Genomic DNA, 16,009 nt, shown 5'->3' on the forward strand with positions numbered 1-16,009 from the left:
ATCCTCGGATGTCCATCTCACTTCATCTTTAAAATGCAGGGGCGGCGATGTGCTCTCCGCCCAGCGCGTTTCACATGGACGAGCGGATCTCGGAGGCGAGGTCGGCCAGCGTGGCCTTCACGTCAGCTCCATTGACCATTTTTTGCATAGCGACGGCCCAAGCATTCATTGCTTCTGCAAAGCCAACACGAGCTGTAAATGCGAGTTTCGCTCTATCCTGCACGGTCTTGAACGTATCGACGAAGTTATTGAACTCCGGCTTTGCCGCATATTCGAGCCAGGCCTTGTCACTCCAGGTAGAGGCACGCGGAGAGTTAACGAGCTTGCCGGCGACGGCGCTGTTCAGCTCGACCTGCTTCGACGTTGCCCATTGGATGAACATCCAGGCTGCCCCCTTCTTCCGAGACGCGGCATTCATCGCAAGAGACCAGATCCAGATGTTGGATTCGAAATTCTTGCTGTTGGGAGCGCGCAGCGGAGGGGCGAACGCGATCTTCCCCGAGGCAGGCTTGCCGGCCACGTCATTCCAAAAGCCAAACATATTGGAATCGATCGCCATCGCCGTTCTTCCCGAATTGATGCCATCGACCACCTGATACCAGTTGTCGTTGGCAAAGGACGGAGCCGCGCACTTCTTGATCATGTCCACATAGTCCTTGTGGAACGCGATCGACTCTGGCGAGTCGAGGCCGGTGTCCACCTTGCCGTCCTTGACGACGAAATCATGCACCCCGTAGGACCTGGCAATCGAGATCGCAGCCGTGTAGATGCTGCTCCAAAATCGCACGCCGCGCACGCCCAAAGGTGTGATCGCGGGGTCCGCAGCCTTCAGTTTTTCGCAGGCCGCGGACATCTCCGGCGGAGTCGTTGGGACCTTAACGCCGTACTTATCGAGGATGTCCTTGCGGTAGAACAGCTGGATGTTCTCAAAGCCATGCGGAATGGCCCAGACCTGTCCGCTTCCCGGCTCGATCTGCCCTTCTTTGACCTTCCAGGTCAGCGCATCCCGAAGTGCAGGGAAGAAATCCTTGTAGTCGTAACCCGCCGCCGTGAGTTTCGGATCGTTCAGATAGCGGTCGAGCGGCTCAAGCAATTGACCTGGCGCAAGATCCCAAGCTGGTTGAATGCCCGTACCCACAACGTCCCAGCTCGATGACTTGGTACTGAGCTGGATTGTCAACTTATTCCAATAGGCATCGTCCGGATAAAGCTCCGGCGTCACTTTGATGCCCGTGAGCTTCTCGAACTCCGGCAACTGGGCCGCGACCGCGTCGGCATACGGATGAATGTCGTAGGCCCAGACGATCGACGCGCCTTCGAACTGGCGCCAATTGATATCGTCAGCCTTGGCTTGGGTAAACGCCATGGCCGTTCCGGCCAAAAGCGTGGAGCAGATGAGAACGTTTCGGGCAAGACTCATCGAACAACCGCGAAAAGCGGCGAGCTTCCTTGTCATCATTCCCTCCTCTGGGCTCTTTGGCCCGTAAACCCACGCGCCCTCCTCTTCCAGGGCCGCAGTGCAGGGATGCTAATCCGTCATTTTTCCACCTAGAGCGGCTTTTCAAACGAACGTTGGGTAAGATTGGGCAAGATCCAAGACTCCGCGATTCAGGGAATTTGCCCCGACTGGACTAGCTGTTCGCCTATGCTTCCTCTTTCATGGCGGGTCATGGCAGGCGGCGGGATAATGGACGTCGGCAAGATCACGCATGCAGTGAGTGCAGTCCACAGCGACGTGACGGTCGGTGACCTCGACGTGGCGCCAACCCCGATGTGGACCGAAGATGACGAAGAGATTGGTAACTGCGTAACGAGACCGGCTGTCATGCCGGACACAACGCGCCATGTGGCTTTCTGGGAGGCCTGGGTGAAGACAATTCCGGCGTTCTCGTCGCCGTCCACCGGCTCCAGGGAACTTGAAATGACGGCGTCTTCCAGAACAAAGCCGGGCCGGTGTTGACGGGATCGGCCGGAAAGGCTTGCACGATCAGCTAAGCCAGAAGATTGTCGCTGCGATCGTCAATTTAGGCGGGCAGGACGTCCGAAACACCTCGCCCCTTCGCGCTGGGCGGTCACGGGCTCGCGATCCGACAGCAAGGTGACGCCTTTCTAGATTGCGGATGATGCCGGCGTATCGGTGATTGCGCAGCCAGGCCCAGTCGTCGACGCCGATGACCTTGAGGCAATCGGCCGGCGAACGGCTGCGGCGTCGGACACACGCAGAAGCGTGTCTGCTTACTGGCAGCATCAGGCGTTTTGCGAAGCCCGCTGCGGGTCGGCCGCCAAGCACCAGATCGAGATAATGGACGATAGCGTCCAGCCGCGCCCGTGCGTCGCGCCGATGGCGCCAATATCCGTCGGCGAAATGCTCAGGAAGATCTGGCGTCCGCACAGGACGGCGTCGCAGCGGAAGCGGCGGGTGATCACCAGGAGCGATACGACCCGCCGGGCCAACGGCAGATCGGCCAAGTGTCGCCGATATCGGCTACGCAAGGTGGACCCACTTTGGTCGCTGATGGCAACAGTCGAGCGAAAGGATGTTCGGCAGCGCCACTCGTCAGCTGATCGACAGGTAGGCTTGCTAAGGGCAGAACGCTTCCACGTTGACGGTCCTCCGGACTTATCTGGTCAACGAAATGGCAGGAAGCCTCGCAGCCAGTATCGATCCATTTGCCGCGGTGGGATTCGTGTGAACCTGTATCGGCTCGAGTCGGGGCTGGAGCCGCAGCGCACGTGCGCTGGCTCTCGAATGGCCATCACAACCACCTGCTTCGCGGCTGAGAAGCGGCGGGCGTATTCTTTGTTCTGACGATGGAGAAATTGATGGACGCAGGACAGGCGCAGCGGAGTGCAGGTTCTTCCCCGGACACTTTTGATGAGGGGGAGCAGGAAAGCTACCTCGGCGGCTTCAACCGAGCCGTGGCGGATTGGGTCGAAGCCTTGACAGGGTATCGGACCCCCGCCTCCTCGCGCGCGCGGGTCCTGGAAAACTGGGTTGCCGAAGAGGGGCGGGGCGAAGCCGAGAATCGGCGAGAGGGGCGCTCGCGAATTAGGGCTGCGGACAACACGGGCTCGCATTCGCTAGATTTGTCCTCCCTCTCCCTGACCGCTTTGCCCGCCGCCCTGCCGCCAAGGTTGCTGGAACTGCGCGCCAGGCACAACGAGCTAAGCAGCCTGCCCGCTACGCTCCCACCCGGTCTCCAGCATCTTCTCATTAGCCATAACCGGTTGACCAGTTTGCCGGACGCTCTTCCGGCGACTCTCTCCCGGCTAGAGGTGGCCGATAACAGCTTGACCGGTCTGCCGGCCAACCTCCCGGCGGGGCTCGAGATCCTGAACGCAAATGACAACCGACTCAGTAGCCTGCCCGACCCTCTCCCGAGCAGGCTCACTTCGCTCGCGGTTAGTGGAAATCACCTGACCGACCTCCCCGAATCCCTCCCATGGGGGCTCATTGAACTCGATGTCAGCAGCAATCAATTGGCCAACCTCCCCGACCCCCTTCCGAGCACGCTCCAATCGCTCAATCTTAGCGGCAACCAGCTGACCAGCCTGCCTGAGGGTCTTGTTGAGGGTCTTGTACCGCATCTTAGTCTCAACTACCCGCATTTGGAGAACCTCGAGTTCGGGGATAACCCGCTGCCGGACGATGTCCTCGCTAATCTGGCGGCGGTTGCAATGCCACCGCAGCTTGCACAGCAATCTTTATATGAGGCTGCCGCGCACTGGCTCGCCGACGACCCGGCGACGCTGGCCGAATGGCAGCACTTTGCGGATGAGCCTGGCGCCCAGGACTACGCGCGGTTCCTGGAGAGGCTGCGAGGGACCGTGAACTATGGCAATGGCGAGTTTCGGCAGGCAGTGGCTGATGACCTGCGACAGGCGGCGGCCAATCCGAGATTGCGCGAGCAGTTTTTCACACAGGCTTCCGAGGCCAACGCGAGCTGCGAGGATCGTGTTACTTTGCACTGGAACGGTATGCAGACCGCGCGCCTTAACGCTGACGTCGAGGACGGTCGATATGACGATCGGCTTGGCGAACTGATCCAGCGCGGCCGTGTTGCGTTCCGCTTGGAGGCGCTGGACGCGATCGCGCGCGACAGGGTCAACTCGCTCCTCAGCGTCGACCCGAGCATAGACGACGTCGAAGTCTACCTGGCCTATCAACATTTGCTGCGCGAGCCGCTCGAGCTCAGTCACGTCGCCCCTGACATGCGCTTCCTGGCGGTCTCTCACGTGACCCCGGATGATGCGGCGCGGGCGCTGGACCTGGTTCGGGAGCAGGAAGCGAACCAATTCACCGACTACATGGCAACCCGCTGGCAACCCTGGGAGACGGTGCTGAGGCGCATCGCCCCGGACGAACATGCAGCAATGCAAGACCGCCTCGTCGAGGCCATGGGCGAGGAGTTTCAAACCCGGTTGGAGCAGCGACTGGCCGAGCATGGTCTGCTAGGCGACCCGGATGCCGAGCGGGTGCTCGGAGCCCAAGTCCGAAACGAAATCGCAGGCGAGATCAAAGGCGAGGTCATGCACCGGGTGCTCGCAGAGCGTGGCCTCGAATAATGAGGAAGCCGCTGTTTTCCCTGTTCCCCATGAGCGGCTGGGCGCAGACGTCGCCGCCGCTATCGTGCTGCATCAAACGTAGCCGTTCATCTAGCATTCCCCCTTGAAGGGTCCAGACACTCCAATTCCTACAGCGGTCAGCTGGCTGCCCGGCTTGGGCAGCTGAGCTGGCTCATCGCATCATCGTTTTGCGGACAGTGACGTTCCCAACGCGACCCGTGATGGACAACGCGACAGCTCTGCCATTGCTACGTTTCAGACGACAATGAGGGCGCCCGCTGTGCCGACGACAGATAATTTCGCTCTCCGTGCCTATTCGGCTAATCCGGCTGGCGATTTGACCGAGTGGGCCAGCATGAGACCGGCGGCTATGCAAGCGATTACGTTGCGGTCCCAATATCCGCGAGTTGCGGAAACAACCTGCGCAAGGATCGGATCGCCCACGCTTTGTGAACCGCTGTACCGGGCCCCCTGGGAGCGCCGATACTGCCAAAACGACCTGTGCGGTCGAAGCGAAATGACCTGAGCATCTGCTTTGTATCCCAGGCTCCCTGCCGTTCGGGCAAGATCGATGCTCTGTTGCGCTCTGCAAGCGGCCGGATGTCGAACTTAATATGTTGGACGATGGAAGTTTGCCGCGCATGCCATCGCGCCATCCCTGAGTGCGTTTCATGCGTTGTGACAGATTGAGATTGTTGTCGACGCACAAATATTGTTCGGATCGGACCAAGGAATTTACGTGCGGCAGGATGTATCCAAACAGATGAAAAAACGGTACGCGTCGAGCGACCACTGTACGGCTTCTCTGGCCGGAAACATCGATCGCCCCCTATCGGCCGCCACAGTTTCGCGTTTCGACTTGTGCGCACGATTATTTGTGGCGGCGCCGAGCGGGCTGGGCCGACTTTCGCTTCATCGATCACGATAATCTTGCCAAAGAACAACCGCCGTCTCTTCCCAAAAGAAGAGGGCAGCTACCGCTTCGAGACTGTCGTGCTCCCCGCTAGCTGCGCAGGAGCCCCGCCCCGTCGCCCCGACCGCCTTCCGCCCTCGAGTAGCCAAGATGGCCGTCTTCATACGCGCTGCGCTTGCTGGCGCGAAATCACCATTCGAAGCACCATCAGCCCTGTCCGCGGCCTGAAGCAGCGCAGCCGGTGGTGTCATTCGAAAAGGTACACGGCGGCTTACGTACTCGGTCACGTTGGTCGGCTCGATTAAGCTCATTGTTTCCGCTGTATCGAGCAGGAGTCCATGGCCTGTCGAATGCCAAATGATTCGACCCTTTCGCTTTCAGGCCGCCAAGATGCGATTTTCCGCATCAACCAGCACGATGCGCGGCTTGAATGCATTGGCTTCCATCTCGTCAAAAGAGGCATATGCAACGATGATCACTTTGTCCCCGGTCATCGCGAGTCGCGCGGCCGCGCCATTTAGACCTATTGTGCCCGATCCTTCCGGAGCCTCGATCACATAAGTGGCGAACCGCGCTCCGGTTTCGATATTGTAGATTTCGACGCGTTCGTTGATCAAGAAACCCGCCGCATCCAGCAACCTACGATCTATCGATATCGAGCCTTCATAGTGCAGATCGGCCTGGGTCACCGAGGCGCGATGGATTTTTCCCTTCATCAATGTGACCTGCATGGATCGTCTATCCTGAAGTGTTCACGGTGCACGTGCTGCGCTGTTTGACCGAGCGAGGTTGCGGACCTGACGTCGTGCCGGGCCGGCCAATCGCGTTGCGTCGACTTACGATCACGGTTTGTCAAAAGCAAGTTGCCCACGAAGATCGAATTCGCGTCGGCCCAAAACACGGCGTCTGGACGTTCGCCGATCGTGCCCTTTCTTCGGCTGTCGAAGCCAACCGGCATTGCCTCGAGCTAGATCCCGATATAGAAGGCAGCCAACTTGCGCGTTAGATTTACGGCCACCATGATCCGTCACATCGTCTTCTTCACAGCCAAGGAAAAGGCCGATATCGACCAAATCATTGAAGGTCTGTCGGTTCTTACCTCTATCCCAAGTGCACGCCGGCTCGAGATTGCCCGCAACGGCAAGGGCGATCAGCTGGGCAACGACATCGATGTCGTGGTGTATGGTGAATTCGACAGCGAGGCGGATCTCGCTGCGTACAAAACGCACGATTTGTATCGAGAAGCGATCCGGCGCGTACGGCCACTCCGGGAGCTGCGGTTTGCGGCTGACTACGAGCTGTCAACAAATGTGTATTTCGCCGGAACCGCAGGCCTAAGCCAAGTTGCTCGGCGCAGCCGACCATCCAGCCGCAAGTAGCCTGATGATCGAACTCACGGTCTTGTACGCATCGGACGGAAGGAGCGTTTGTTCCAAGACGGCATCACGATCGGAGCGGGCCTCGCAACCTGCTGGTCGTCGGCAACCGATAGCTTAGCCCATGAATGTCCGCGAGTTGCCGTGGATTGATCCTGTCAACGCGCTGCGATGCCTTGCGAAGCGGCCACACCTTACCTTTCTCGATAGCGCGACACGCCATGAGCTGCTTGGGCGTTACTCATATCTGGCCTGCGAGCCGTTCAGCACCTATTTGGTTGCCAATGGACAAGCAAGTTGGAATGGAGAGGCACTTATAGGCGATCCATGGAAAGTCCTCCGCGACCTTCTTGCCAGATACAAAGAAGCGCATCGCCCCGATCTTCCCCCGTTCCAGGGCGGCGCAGCCGGCTTCCTTGCTTACGATCTGAACCGAACGCTCGAGCGGCTGCCGGCGCCCTCAATTCCCGGTCTCCGGTTGCCCCAATCAATCCTGCATTTTTACGATGTGGTGGTCAGCTTCGATCACCGGGACCACAGGTGCTGGATCGTCTCGACCGGATGGCCGGAGCGGGACCTCACTCGACGAGCCGAGCGCGCGCGTCGTCGCGCCGACGAGTTTGCAGCACTGCTTGCCAGGCCAAGATCGCCGCGGATCATAATCCCCGGCACGGCGGGCACATGGCATTCGAACTATAGCCGTGAACGCTTCATCGCAGCGGTCCAGCGCGTCGTCGGTTTGATCTTGGAGGGAGATATATTCCAGGCGAACATCGCGCAACGCTTCAGTGCCAGGGTTTCGCCCCTGTTCGATCCGCTCACCTTTTATTGCCAGCTCCGGTCATTGAACCCGGCACCATTCGCGGCTCTCTTGCGCTACGAGAGGCTGACTATCGCATCGAGCTCGCCCGAGCGATTTCTGAAACTTGACGGGCGGCGGGTCGAAACGCGCCCGATCAAAGGCACGATCGCGCGTTGCGCCGATTCCGCGGATGATGGACGCCGCGCCGAACTCCTTCTGGCGTCCGAGAAGGATCGTGCCGAAAACATCATGATCGTCGACCTGCTGCGCAACGATCTGTCACGCGTTTGTACCGACAATTCGGTCGAGGTTACCGCACTGTGCAACCTGGAATCCTATGCGTCAGTGCATCATCTCGTCTCGGTTGTCAGGGGCGCGCTTGCTGCGGACCAAGACGCCGTCAGTCTGCTTCGCGCCTGCTTTCCGGGCGGCTCCGTTACCGGCGTTCCAAAGGTGCGAGCAATGGAGATCGTTGCGGACATCGAGGGAGTGGCGCGAGAGGTCTATTGCGGGGCAATCGGCTTCATTGGATTCAATGGACAGATGGACACAAACATTGCGATCCGCACCGTGGTGATCGACGACGACCTGGCCGTCTTTCATGCAGGGGGTGGAATAACGGCGATGTCGGATCCTGAAGCCGAGTATGAGGAGACGCTTGCCAAGGCACAGCGGCTCTTCGACGCCTTTGGTGTCGATCTATCTGGTGTATTTTGATTTTGATCATCGACAATTACGACTCCTTCGTGTTCAATATTGCGCGCTATTTCCGCGAGCTCGGTGAAGAGACGCAAGTCGTCCGGAATGACGCGATCAGCTTCACCGACCTCACTGCGCTCCAGACGCGTGCAATCGTGATCTCTCCCGGCCCCTGCACGCCAATGGAGGCCGGCATATCCACTGCCGTCGTCCGCGAACTTTCGGGTCGCGTTCCAATTCTTGGCATCTGTCTTGGGCACCAATGTATTGGGAGCGTTTTCGGCGGTCGCGTGGCGCGGGCACGTTGCCCCATGCACGGCCGAGCCTCACGCATAACGCATGACGGCCGAGGGTTGTTCGAACAACTCCCGTCTCCGCTTTCCGTTGGACGCTATCATTCTCTGGCAGTCGAACTCGATGAGACGGACGCGCAGTATCTCGTGGTGACAGCCCGTTCGAATGAAGGTGAGATCATGGCTTTGGCACATCGGCATCAACCAACTTATGGCCTACAGTTCCACCCGGAGTCGGTACTTACTCAACAAGGTCACGTGTTGCTCATGAATTTCTTGCGATTGGCGGACAGTTTCCGAGCCTGAGCTCGGCGATTTCTCGCGCACCCGCGCTGCCTGGCTCGCGAACGGATGGCAAGCTGCCCACTTGAGAAGCTGGCTCGGTACAATGTCGCACGAACGGCGCTGACCTGTTGAAGGTGTAACGAGAGAGCGCGAAAGAGCTCAATTTGTACGCGGCGTACGCAACTTTTACTTTTAGTGCAGGCTCAATTGAACTACTTGAAGCCAGTACTGCGTAGCCCTGTTCGCATCATCTCCATTCGATGAGTAGGCGGATCATCCTCTAGCCTCGTCACGAAAAATGCTAATTCGAGATCCGCCAAGAGATTTGGCGGTGCCTTGCGGTAGTCTCGCTGCCGCTGCCCTAACGGGCGTTTCCTCCCTTGACTTCGCCGCCGGTCCTATAGGATCGGCGGCCTCTTTCGGTGTCAGCTCAACGCTCTCATGATTGAAGAGTCATAGATCAAATCTGCACTCGATCGACGCGGCGCCGGACATTGGCAACGGGCGTGATGGGGCTGGAAGATTTTATGCAACACAGAGGCGTGCAATTCAGCATTCAAGAAGCGTTGCCAGGCCAATGGCGCTACAGTTTCAAGATCGATGGCAAGACGATCAGCGGCAAGACCCAAACGAGATTGCAGCTTCTTGCGGTCCGTCGAGTCAAGGATCGCGTTAATCGTGAACTGAATCGCAGCGCGGAAAGTGAGAGTTGATGTTGGAGTGGACACTTGTCCCCGGGGCCGAGCTCGACGGGACGCGAAGCCATTCAACGCGCAAGAGTATCGTGGGTTCGAATCCCACCCCCTCCGCCACAGGGGAGCAGCATGGCAAAGTTCAGGGTTGGATATGCGGCCTACCCGGCCGCTCCACCTGATTTGGCGTCTGACATCGCCCGCGCTGTGAAGGCGGTTGAGAATTCACCGAAGGCTCGGATCACTGCTTGGCCCCAACTCGAAATTTTCGGGTCCGTGATTCCGAATGAAGTCAGAGCCGGTATCGAGACCGCAGATGTTTTGATCCGCGACGTCACCCGTCCAAATCTGAACGTCTACTACAAGATCGGCTACAGCATCGGTAAGCGCAAATCGATCGCACCGGTCGTCAATGTATCATTCAAAGGCGCAGCTGAAGACATCCAGAAGGATGGTCTCTTCGACACCGTTGGCTACCGTTCCTACGAGAACTCGGAGGGACTTACCGCGATACTATCCGAACTGCCCGAGCACGTCTTGCTGGACCTTTATGCAAAGCCCCTAAACTCGACTCAGCCGCTGTACTTCCTGAATGCATACCGAAAGACGAATTTCGTAGCAGCGATCTGGCCGACGCTCCTGGCAACGATGGGGCGCGCCGCTATTGAGACGACACATCAGAGCGCCCCGCCTTCCGGCGCCAGAGCTAAGCCGATCTGCGCCGGCGTTTGACTTTGGATCGCGGTTGCGGAGCTATCAAAAGAGGCTCGTCCATCGGGAGAGTTTCTTGGACTTTCGATTTCCCTCCCCGAATTGGATACTTGAAGCGGGGCGACTCCCTGACCTCCGCCGGGGTGGGACCGCGCTTGGGCTTCTTGCGATCTTCCGCTCTCGCGGCGACTGCAACTTGCACCGTGTTCAAATTGGTTATGATCCCCAAATTCGGTCCCGTAAGAAGGTCGGCGAGCGTAACGATTTGAATGCGAGGCCGTATGCCACCCGGCAGTTCTATGTTGCGACCTGTCGCAGCTTCGGTTCGCATCTCTTTCGATGGCTGATCGAGACAAACAAAGACGCCCATGTGCGCGCCTTCGCGCTCAACTGTCCCCTTTAATGCCCTGACCATATCCGGATTGACATTTTTTCCGGCCTTAACTGAGACGATCGCTCTGCCGTAATCCTTAGCGCCTCGCATAAAGATGATTTCACCATCAATGCCGCGATCAGCGCCCTTCCCGCGCGGTTGTCCACCAACTCTGCCCACCGCCCAAAGCTGGAACTGGTAGGGATCGAGCGCCGCCAATTTCCTACCAGACAGTTCGTCGCGAGGTATGCCGTCAACTTCGTACTCCGCATGTGGCAGCCACGTCTTGAAACGGTCTTGTATGACCTGAATGGCAAGGTACGTAACATCAATCCCGATCCACCCGCGGCCCATCTTTTCCGCTGCGTGAATCGCGGTACCGCACCCGCAAAACGGGTCTAGGATCAAGTCACCCTTTTTGCTTGATGTGGCTAGTATTCTTTCGAGAAGCTGCAGTGGCTTTTGTGTGGGGTAGTGAAGGCGCTCTTTAGCCTGCGAATTTATGGCGCTGATATCGCCCCAATCGTCACTCACCGTGACTCCCGGCATCGTGTCCAGGTATCGCTTAAATCTCGGGACGGCGCCGGGCCTAGGTTGAACTATCAGACCTTTGGATATCAGATCGCTCATTTTCTCACGCGAGTAGCGCCAATACCGCGTCACTCCCATCACCTCGTATGAGGGATTGCCCTTGGCGGCGCCACCCGGTCCAGTGATGTTATCGAGCTGATAGGCCCGGCCATCAGGGTCTTTAAGACCGTACTTCTTCGCAATGTATGCTTCATCGTATGCCGCGAACTGCTGAGTAAAGGTCGCTGCTGCGGTCGTGTCCTTCCGATAAACTAAGAGCACGTCGCGCACGCGGGGATAATGCGTCGCTCCCTGCGCATAATCTGATTTGGCTGTCGTCCTCTTCCAACTAATTTCGTTGATGTAACCCTGCCCCCCGAACACGCAGTCAAGGAGCATTTTTAGGTAGTGGCTGTTGCTCGGATCACAGTGCAAATAGAGCGTTGCGGTCGGCTTCATGACCCGACGCATTTCAAGCAACCTCGGAGCCATCATAGCGAGATATGCCATTACGTCGCCTTCCTGCAGAAAGGTCCGGCGAAGAGCGTCCAGAAGCATGAATGCATCGAGGCTCAGCGTCCGAGTGTGATCGAGAGCTCGTTCAGCGCCATTCTCCCAAGTCCACGTATCATCGAAGGCGGCGATTTGTGATGATGCATCCTCAGCCACCGGGGAGCGAAATAGAATGTTGTACGTGGCGTTGGAGTTAAAGGGCGGATCCAGATACACCAAGTCAACGGTGTTTGACTCGATCCGCTGCAACCAGTCTAGATTGTCACCAAAATACAGGCGATTGCCCGCAGTCCTATTCGACTTAGCCACGACAGAACCCCCGTCCTCACACGGGAGCGGATAGTCTGATACAACCGGTTGCACCCGGTTTAACCGTGGGTTGTCGCTCCAGCTATGTTTCGAGCGTGGTTAGCGCACCGTAAAGAAGCCTCGCGGCTCGAAAGGATCGACGAGCTCTCCGCAGGTCAGCGGCGGGATGCTAGGGCCGCCGGCTGGGCACGCGCGACTAGACAACAGAATCATTAATCGGATTCAGCAGCATGCGGCGCCAGAGCGGCCAGGCCATCTTTCGCGAGCTTGACTCCGCGCACAACTAGGAGTGGTTGAGCTGATCGGCGCCAGCCTCGTCATCGTCAGGGCTGCACGAACACAGTGGAAATGCATCATGGCCAGATATTTCGCGCTTCTCTTTGCTCTCTTGATTTCCTGTTGCGAAGCCTCCGCAGATGACGCTTTCGGGCACATCGTGACGCCGACTCGGATCCTGCCTGCTGTATGCAACGTGAAATATAGCGGAGCCGACCGAACCGGGCTCTACAATCTTGGCTTCACCGACCGGTGACATAGACTCCAAAACTGTGGGAGCGCTCGCGTCCGATATGCTTGTGGCCATGAAAAAGCTGACGGACAAGGTCCAGTAAAAGCACGAGGCCCCGGAGATGATCTGGGACCTCATCTACTCACCTGCTATGGAACCGGCACGGTTGGGCCGCGGTGCTTTGAACACCTGATGTCCAACTCATCCTGCTGCGAGCGCGAGGCTCGGGCCGCCGTAGGTTTCGAGCAGGCGCTTGGCGCGCCCTACGGTATTCTCCCTCTCGCGCATGGCCGCCAGCTCCTCGTCCAAGCGGTTGTAGAGGGGTGCGTACTGCGGACCATGCTGCACGACGACGTACGCAGCAATCGCGAGCGCGCGTTCGAGGCGTTCGATCGTTACCGGTTCACTCATGATGCAACTCCCCTGCTCGCTCGACCCGTTGCGCAGCATGAAAACGCTCTAGCTCTGACCAGTCATCCGCATCGCTTTCTGCAGCCGTGGCATCGACAAGTGCCCGAGAATAAGCCGCGCGGAATTCCGGCGACGTCGTATCGTTCGGCAACGGAGTGCGCGCGCCGTCGACGCGAAACGATAGCCGTCCATTTCGAGGATTGCGCTCGACATATCGCGGCAACGGCTTGGCACGCACCGAAGCTCTTCGCGCAACGCAACCAGCTAGATGAAGAGCGCAAACCCCAGTTCAGCGGGACGAATTGTAGCTCCACCATCATTAACTTTTCTCCCCTTCGTGTCCAAGCGACACTGCGGAGCACGGTGTTCGCGCTGCTCTTGCCATTCGCGCAAGAGTTGGTCTGCTTCTTGTTGTGATGCCATTGGTTGGTTCTCGCTGGCTGATCAAAGCCGCGCCCGTGGCAGACGGGGGTTGATCACGTGCGAGAACACGTCGAACGCTTTTGGGCTTACGCCTTGGACAGCGCGTTCGCCCCCGGCCTCATGGCCAATGATGTATACGGTCTCGCGTGGACGATCAAACCCACCAACAGCCTGACACGAATCGGGCGATCTGCAAAATTTCGACGTCCAACAAAAGCTCCCCAATCGAAGACGTCACGCTTGACCGACCGCTTTGCGCCTTGCGAACAGTGACCGGATGGCGGCGGCTCTCACCCGAAACGCGCATGTTGGGCGCAGAAAAATCTGATCCTCCTGCAATGTGGCCGTGTAGTTCACGCCGCCGACAGGGATTTTGTCTCCGGCTGAGACGCGCTCGGCAGCAGGTTGTGCGAGCTATCCCTTGCATGAAGTCTTCCGACGCCCATTGGGGGCCGTGCTGGAAGTCCAGGGGAGGTACATTGATAGATTCAGCAGCGGGCCCGGCTCGTAAGCCTACTGATCTGCCGGGCCTGAGCTAGATGCCCCCAACTGCGCCGGTTCATCATCCAGTAGTCGCCGAAGCTCCCCCGGTTCAAAAGTGAGCTGTTCTGGATCGAAATCCGGACCGACGGAAAATGATGGAGCGGGTTGATTATTCTGCCCTCCCTGAATGCCCTGGCGAAGCTCCTGTTCCAGTCGGAGAAGCCCCTCTGGATCGACGGAGGCTGGCGCAGGGATGGCTTGATCATCCAGATGATCGAGCACTCGCCGAAGCTCCCCCGGAGACATCTCTGGGCCGAACGCGACGTGCTCTTGAACGAAAACCGACGGGGCGGGTTGATCATCCTGCAGTCCCCGAATCTCCTCGGGCCGACTGCCGGCTTCCTGCCACGCGCTGTCCTGCGCAACGGCCTTGTCGACGCGCCTCGGCTCGATCAGTACCGCGTCTTCACGATGGCGGGCTACATGATCCACTTCGAAGGGCGCCGGTTCATCATCCAGTAGTCGCCGAAGCGCCCCCGGTTCAAAAGTGAACTGTTCTGGATCGAAATCCGGACCGACGGAAAACGATGGAGCGGGTTGATTATTCTGCCCTCCCTGAATGCCCCGGCGAAGCTCCTGTTCCAGTCGGAGAAGCTCCTCTGGATCGACGGAGGCCGGAGAAGCCATAGATTGATCATCCAGATGATCGAGCACTCGCCGAAGCTTCCCCGGAGACATCTGCTCTGGGTCGAACGCGACGTGCTCTTGGACGAAAACCGACGGAGCGGGTTGATCATCCTGCAGTCCCCGAATCTCCTCGGGCCGACTGCTACTCCAATCAAAGTTGGACGGCACCTGCAGCGACCACGTGGAAGCTGACCCGGCAGGTTCCTGCCGTCCAACTTTTTCTGCCTCCTGCGCTTGCTCAGGGGAGGCGTGCCCGGACCACGGTGGGCGGTCTTCCACCATCGCCCAAAGCAGATCCCGATTGTAGCCTTCCGCAGGAAGGACCACTGGCGAACCAACAGCGCCGACATCCGTCGTGACTGGATGCGGCGCCCGAGTGTATTCGTCCCCGCGCGCCTGAATCATGGGCTGCGCCTCCGATGGCGATGCACCGAGTTGTTGGATGGGAGCCTGCATCAGCACGCGGCCGCCTGAACGTTCGATCTCGCTCAGCTGCCGCTCAATGGCACCTTGCGGATTGTCTAAGGTCCTCTGCCTCTTCGCTAGTCTCGCCTCCGGTTCGTAATGCTCATCGTTGATGAGGACCTCCTCGCCTGGCAGTGCACCCATCAGCTCGTCCGGGGCCTGCTGGTGGGCGTGGGGCCAGTTCAAGGGATGAGAGGATTCTCCGGGGTCCGGTGACCAGTGATGGCGCGCGGTTGGCTCGAGAGGCAACGAGGGGTCAGCTTCGTCCGCCAGCGCCCAAAGCAGATCCTGATCGTAACCCACCGCAGGAAGGACCACTGGCGAACTGACAGCTCCCTCCGACGCGCTGTCCTGCGCAGCGGCGTCCCCGACGCGCCCCGGCTCCATGAGGACCGCTTCTTCGGGATCAGGAACGGGGGGAACATGGCGCCTGAATTCGATCGCTTGGGCGGCCGCCGGCGACTTTCGCAGATGAGCCAGCGCGGCACGGATCTTTGCGTTGCTACCGGGCTCCTCCTGATAGCGCTTGATATCTTCATCCAACGATGGATCGGAAAGCCGAGCAGCAATGCTCTGCTTGTTGTTTTTAAGCAGGTGGTCACTGAAGCCGGTGAGAATGGGTGCATAGTTCCTGGCAGTAGGTTGGGACTCTGCTGCTTTGTACTCTTCGATGAGGTCCGCGTCCTCCGGATAAGGATTCAGGTTGGCGTGGCGTGCGCTCAGTGCGACCCCGCCCGCAGACTGGGAGGCCCGGAGATGAGCTAGTGCCGTAACGACCTGTCGCTCGCCTCCGCTTTTTCTGAACGCCTCGGCATCTTTGTCCAGCGACTTGTTGTCAAGCCGAGCAGCAATTCCCGGCTTGTTGTTTGCAAAGAGCCACTGGCTCAATTTGCGAAGATAACCTCCATTGGCCTGGGCAGTGGCCTTATG

General features: G+C 58.7%; 13 protein-coding genes and 2 pseudogenes. 8 read left to right on the forward strand and 7 right to left on the reverse strand.

What is annotated here, in order from left to right; translation table 11 throughout:
• Positions 1–70: 70 nt before the first annotated feature.
• Positions 71–1,456, reverse strand: a complete 1,386-nt coding sequence (locus tag H8A95_RS08125; RefSeq protein ID WP_229182704.1) for an ABC transporter substrate-binding protein — start codon at positions 1,454–1,456, stop codon at positions 71–73.
• Between the two features lie 231 nt (positions 1,457–1,687).
• Between H8A95_RS08125 and H8A95_RS08130 the strand changes: the two genes are divergently transcribed.
• Complete coding sequence (locus H8A95_RS08130; RefSeq protein WP_229167524.1) at positions 1,688–1,960, forward strand: hypothetical protein; 273 nt, start codon at positions 1,688–1,690, stop codon at positions 1,958–1,960.
• 287 nt (positions 1,961–2,247) lie between these two features.
• Here H8A95_RS08130 and H8A95_RS08135 read toward each other — a convergent pair whose 3' ends face one another.
• The gene (locus H8A95_RS08135; RefSeq protein WP_229167523.1) at positions 2,248–2,469 is read right to left on the reverse strand and encodes a hypothetical protein; all 222 of its coding nucleotides are present in this window, start codon (positions 2,467–2,469) and stop codon (positions 2,248–2,250) included.
• A 354-nt stretch (positions 2,470–2,823) separates the two neighbouring features.
• Here H8A95_RS08135 and nopM point away from each other — a divergent pair, with 354 nt between their 5' ends.
• Positions 2,824–4,566: a T3SS effector NEL-type E3 ubiquitin ligase NopM gene (nopM, locus tag H8A95_RS08140; protein ID WP_229167522.1), complete on the forward strand. Its 1,743-nt coding sequence runs from the start codon at positions 2,824–2,826 to the stop codon at positions 4,564–4,566.
• 395 nt (positions 4,567–4,961) lie between these two features.
• On the opposite strand, the pseudogene H8A95_RS08145 reads toward nopM, so the two are convergent.
• Together H8A95_RS08145 and panD are read right to left on the reverse strand one after the other, a co-directional pair.
• Positions 4,962–5,141, reverse strand: a pseudogene (locus tag H8A95_RS08145) (FAD-dependent oxidoreductase); the annotation flags it as partial.
• Positions 5,142–5,856: 715 nt separating this feature from the next.
• Positions 5,857–6,210 carry an aspartate 1-decarboxylase gene (panD, locus tag H8A95_RS08150; protein ID WP_229167521.1) on the reverse strand — a complete coding sequence of 118 codons (354 nt, stop codon included), beginning with the start codon at positions 6,208–6,210 and terminating at the stop codon, positions 5,857–5,859.
• A 288-nt stretch (positions 6,211–6,498) separates the two neighbouring features.
• Between panD and H8A95_RS08155 the strand changes: the two genes are divergently transcribed.
• The 5 genes from H8A95_RS08155 (at position 6,499) to H8A95_RS08175 (ending at position 10,358) form a co-directional block, all read left to right on the forward strand.
• Positions 6,499–6,858, forward strand: coding sequence for a Dabb family protein (locus H8A95_RS08155; RefSeq protein ID WP_229167520.1), 360 nt, complete (start codon positions 6,499–6,501; stop codon positions 6,856–6,858).
• A gap of 121 nt (positions 6,859–6,979) precedes the next feature.
• Positions 6,980–8,374 (forward strand): aminodeoxychorismate synthase component I, encoded by a 1,395-nt coding sequence (gene pabB, locus H8A95_RS08160; RefSeq protein WP_229167519.1) that lies wholly within the window; start codon positions 6,980–6,982, stop codon positions 8,372–8,374.
• Positions 8,371–8,955 carry an anthranilate synthase component II gene (locus tag H8A95_RS08165; RefSeq protein WP_229167518.1) on the forward strand — a complete coding sequence of 195 codons (585 nt, stop codon included), beginning with the start codon at positions 8,371–8,373 and terminating at the stop codon, positions 8,953–8,955. Before pabB ends, H8A95_RS08165 begins: the two co-directional genes overlap by 4 nt.
• Before the next feature lie 473 nt (positions 8,956–9,428).
• Positions 9,429–9,647 carry a hypothetical protein gene (locus H8A95_RS08170; protein WP_229167517.1) on the forward strand — a complete coding sequence of 73 codons (219 nt, stop codon included), beginning with the start codon at positions 9,429–9,431 and terminating at the stop codon, positions 9,645–9,647.
• Positions 9,648–9,758: 111 nt separating this feature from the next.
• Complete coding sequence (locus H8A95_RS08175; RefSeq protein WP_229167505.1) at positions 9,759–10,358, forward strand: hypothetical protein; 600 nt, start codon at positions 9,759–9,761, stop codon at positions 10,356–10,358.
• Here the strand turns inward: H8A95_RS08175 and H8A95_RS08180 are convergent.
• Positions 10,333–12,102 carry a DNA methyltransferase gene (locus tag H8A95_RS08180; protein ID WP_229167504.1) on the reverse strand — a complete coding sequence of 590 codons (1,770 nt, stop codon included), beginning with the start codon at positions 12,100–12,102 and terminating at the stop codon, positions 10,333–10,335. The genes H8A95_RS08175 and H8A95_RS08180 overlap by 26 nt on opposite strands.
• 289 nt (positions 12,103–12,391) lie before the next feature.
• On the opposite strand from H8A95_RS08180, the gene H8A95_RS08185 reads away from it, so the two are divergent.
• Entirely contained in the window at positions 12,392–12,634 is a 243-nt protein-coding gene (locus H8A95_RS08185) for a hypothetical protein (RefSeq protein WP_229182705.1), read from the forward strand.
• Positions 12,635–12,811: 177 nt separating this feature from the next.
• On the opposite strand, the gene H8A95_RS08190 is transcribed toward H8A95_RS08185, so the two are convergent.
• Together H8A95_RS08190 and H8A95_RS08195 are read right to left on the reverse strand one after the other, a co-directional pair.
• Positions 12,812–13,021: a hypothetical protein gene (locus H8A95_RS08190; RefSeq protein ID WP_229167502.1), complete on the reverse strand. Its 210-nt coding sequence runs from the start codon at positions 13,019–13,021 to the stop codon at positions 12,812–12,814.
• A 936-nt stretch (positions 13,022–13,957) separates the two neighbouring features.
• A pseudogene (locus H8A95_RS08195) lies at positions 13,958–16,009 on the reverse strand (hypothetical protein); the annotation flags it as partial.

It is taken from the genome of Bradyrhizobium oropedii (assembly GCF_020889685.1).
GTDB classification, from domain to species: Bacteria; Pseudomonadota; Alphaproteobacteria; order Rhizobiales; family Xanthobacteraceae; genus Bradyrhizobium; species Bradyrhizobium oropedii.

Bases quoted from the DNA above. Each gene is read 5' to 3' on its own strand.
- H8A95_RS08175 (WP_229167505.1), top strand. From the start codon at position 9,759: ATGGCAAAGTTCAGGGTTGGATATGCGGCCTACCCGGCCGCTCCACCT.
- panD (WP_229167521.1), bottom strand. From the start codon at position 6,210: ATGCAGGTCACATTGATGAAGGGAAAAATCCATCGCGCCTCGGTGACC.
- H8A95_RS08190 (WP_229167502.1), bottom strand. From the start codon at position 13,021: ATGAGTGAACCGGTAACGATCGAACGCCTCGAACGCGCGCTCGCGATT.
- H8A95_RS08130 (WP_229167524.1), top strand. From the start codon at position 1,688: ATGGACGTCGGCAAGATCACGCATGCAGTGAGTGCAGTCCACAGCGAC.
- pabB (WP_229167519.1), top strand. From the start codon at position 6,980: ATGAATGTCCGCGAGTTGCCGTGGATTGATCCTGTCAACGCGCTGCGA.
- H8A95_RS08155 (WP_229167520.1), top strand. From the start codon at position 6,499: ATGATCCGTCACATCGTCTTCTTCACAGCCAAGGAAAAGGCCGATATC.
- nopM (WP_229167522.1), top strand. From the start codon at position 2,824: ATGGACGCAGGACAGGCGCAGCGGAGTGCAGGTTCTTCCCCGGACACT.
- H8A95_RS08125 (WP_229182704.1), bottom strand. From the start codon at position 1,456: ATGACAAGGAAGCTCGCCGCTTTTCGCGGTTGTTCGATGAGTCTTGCC.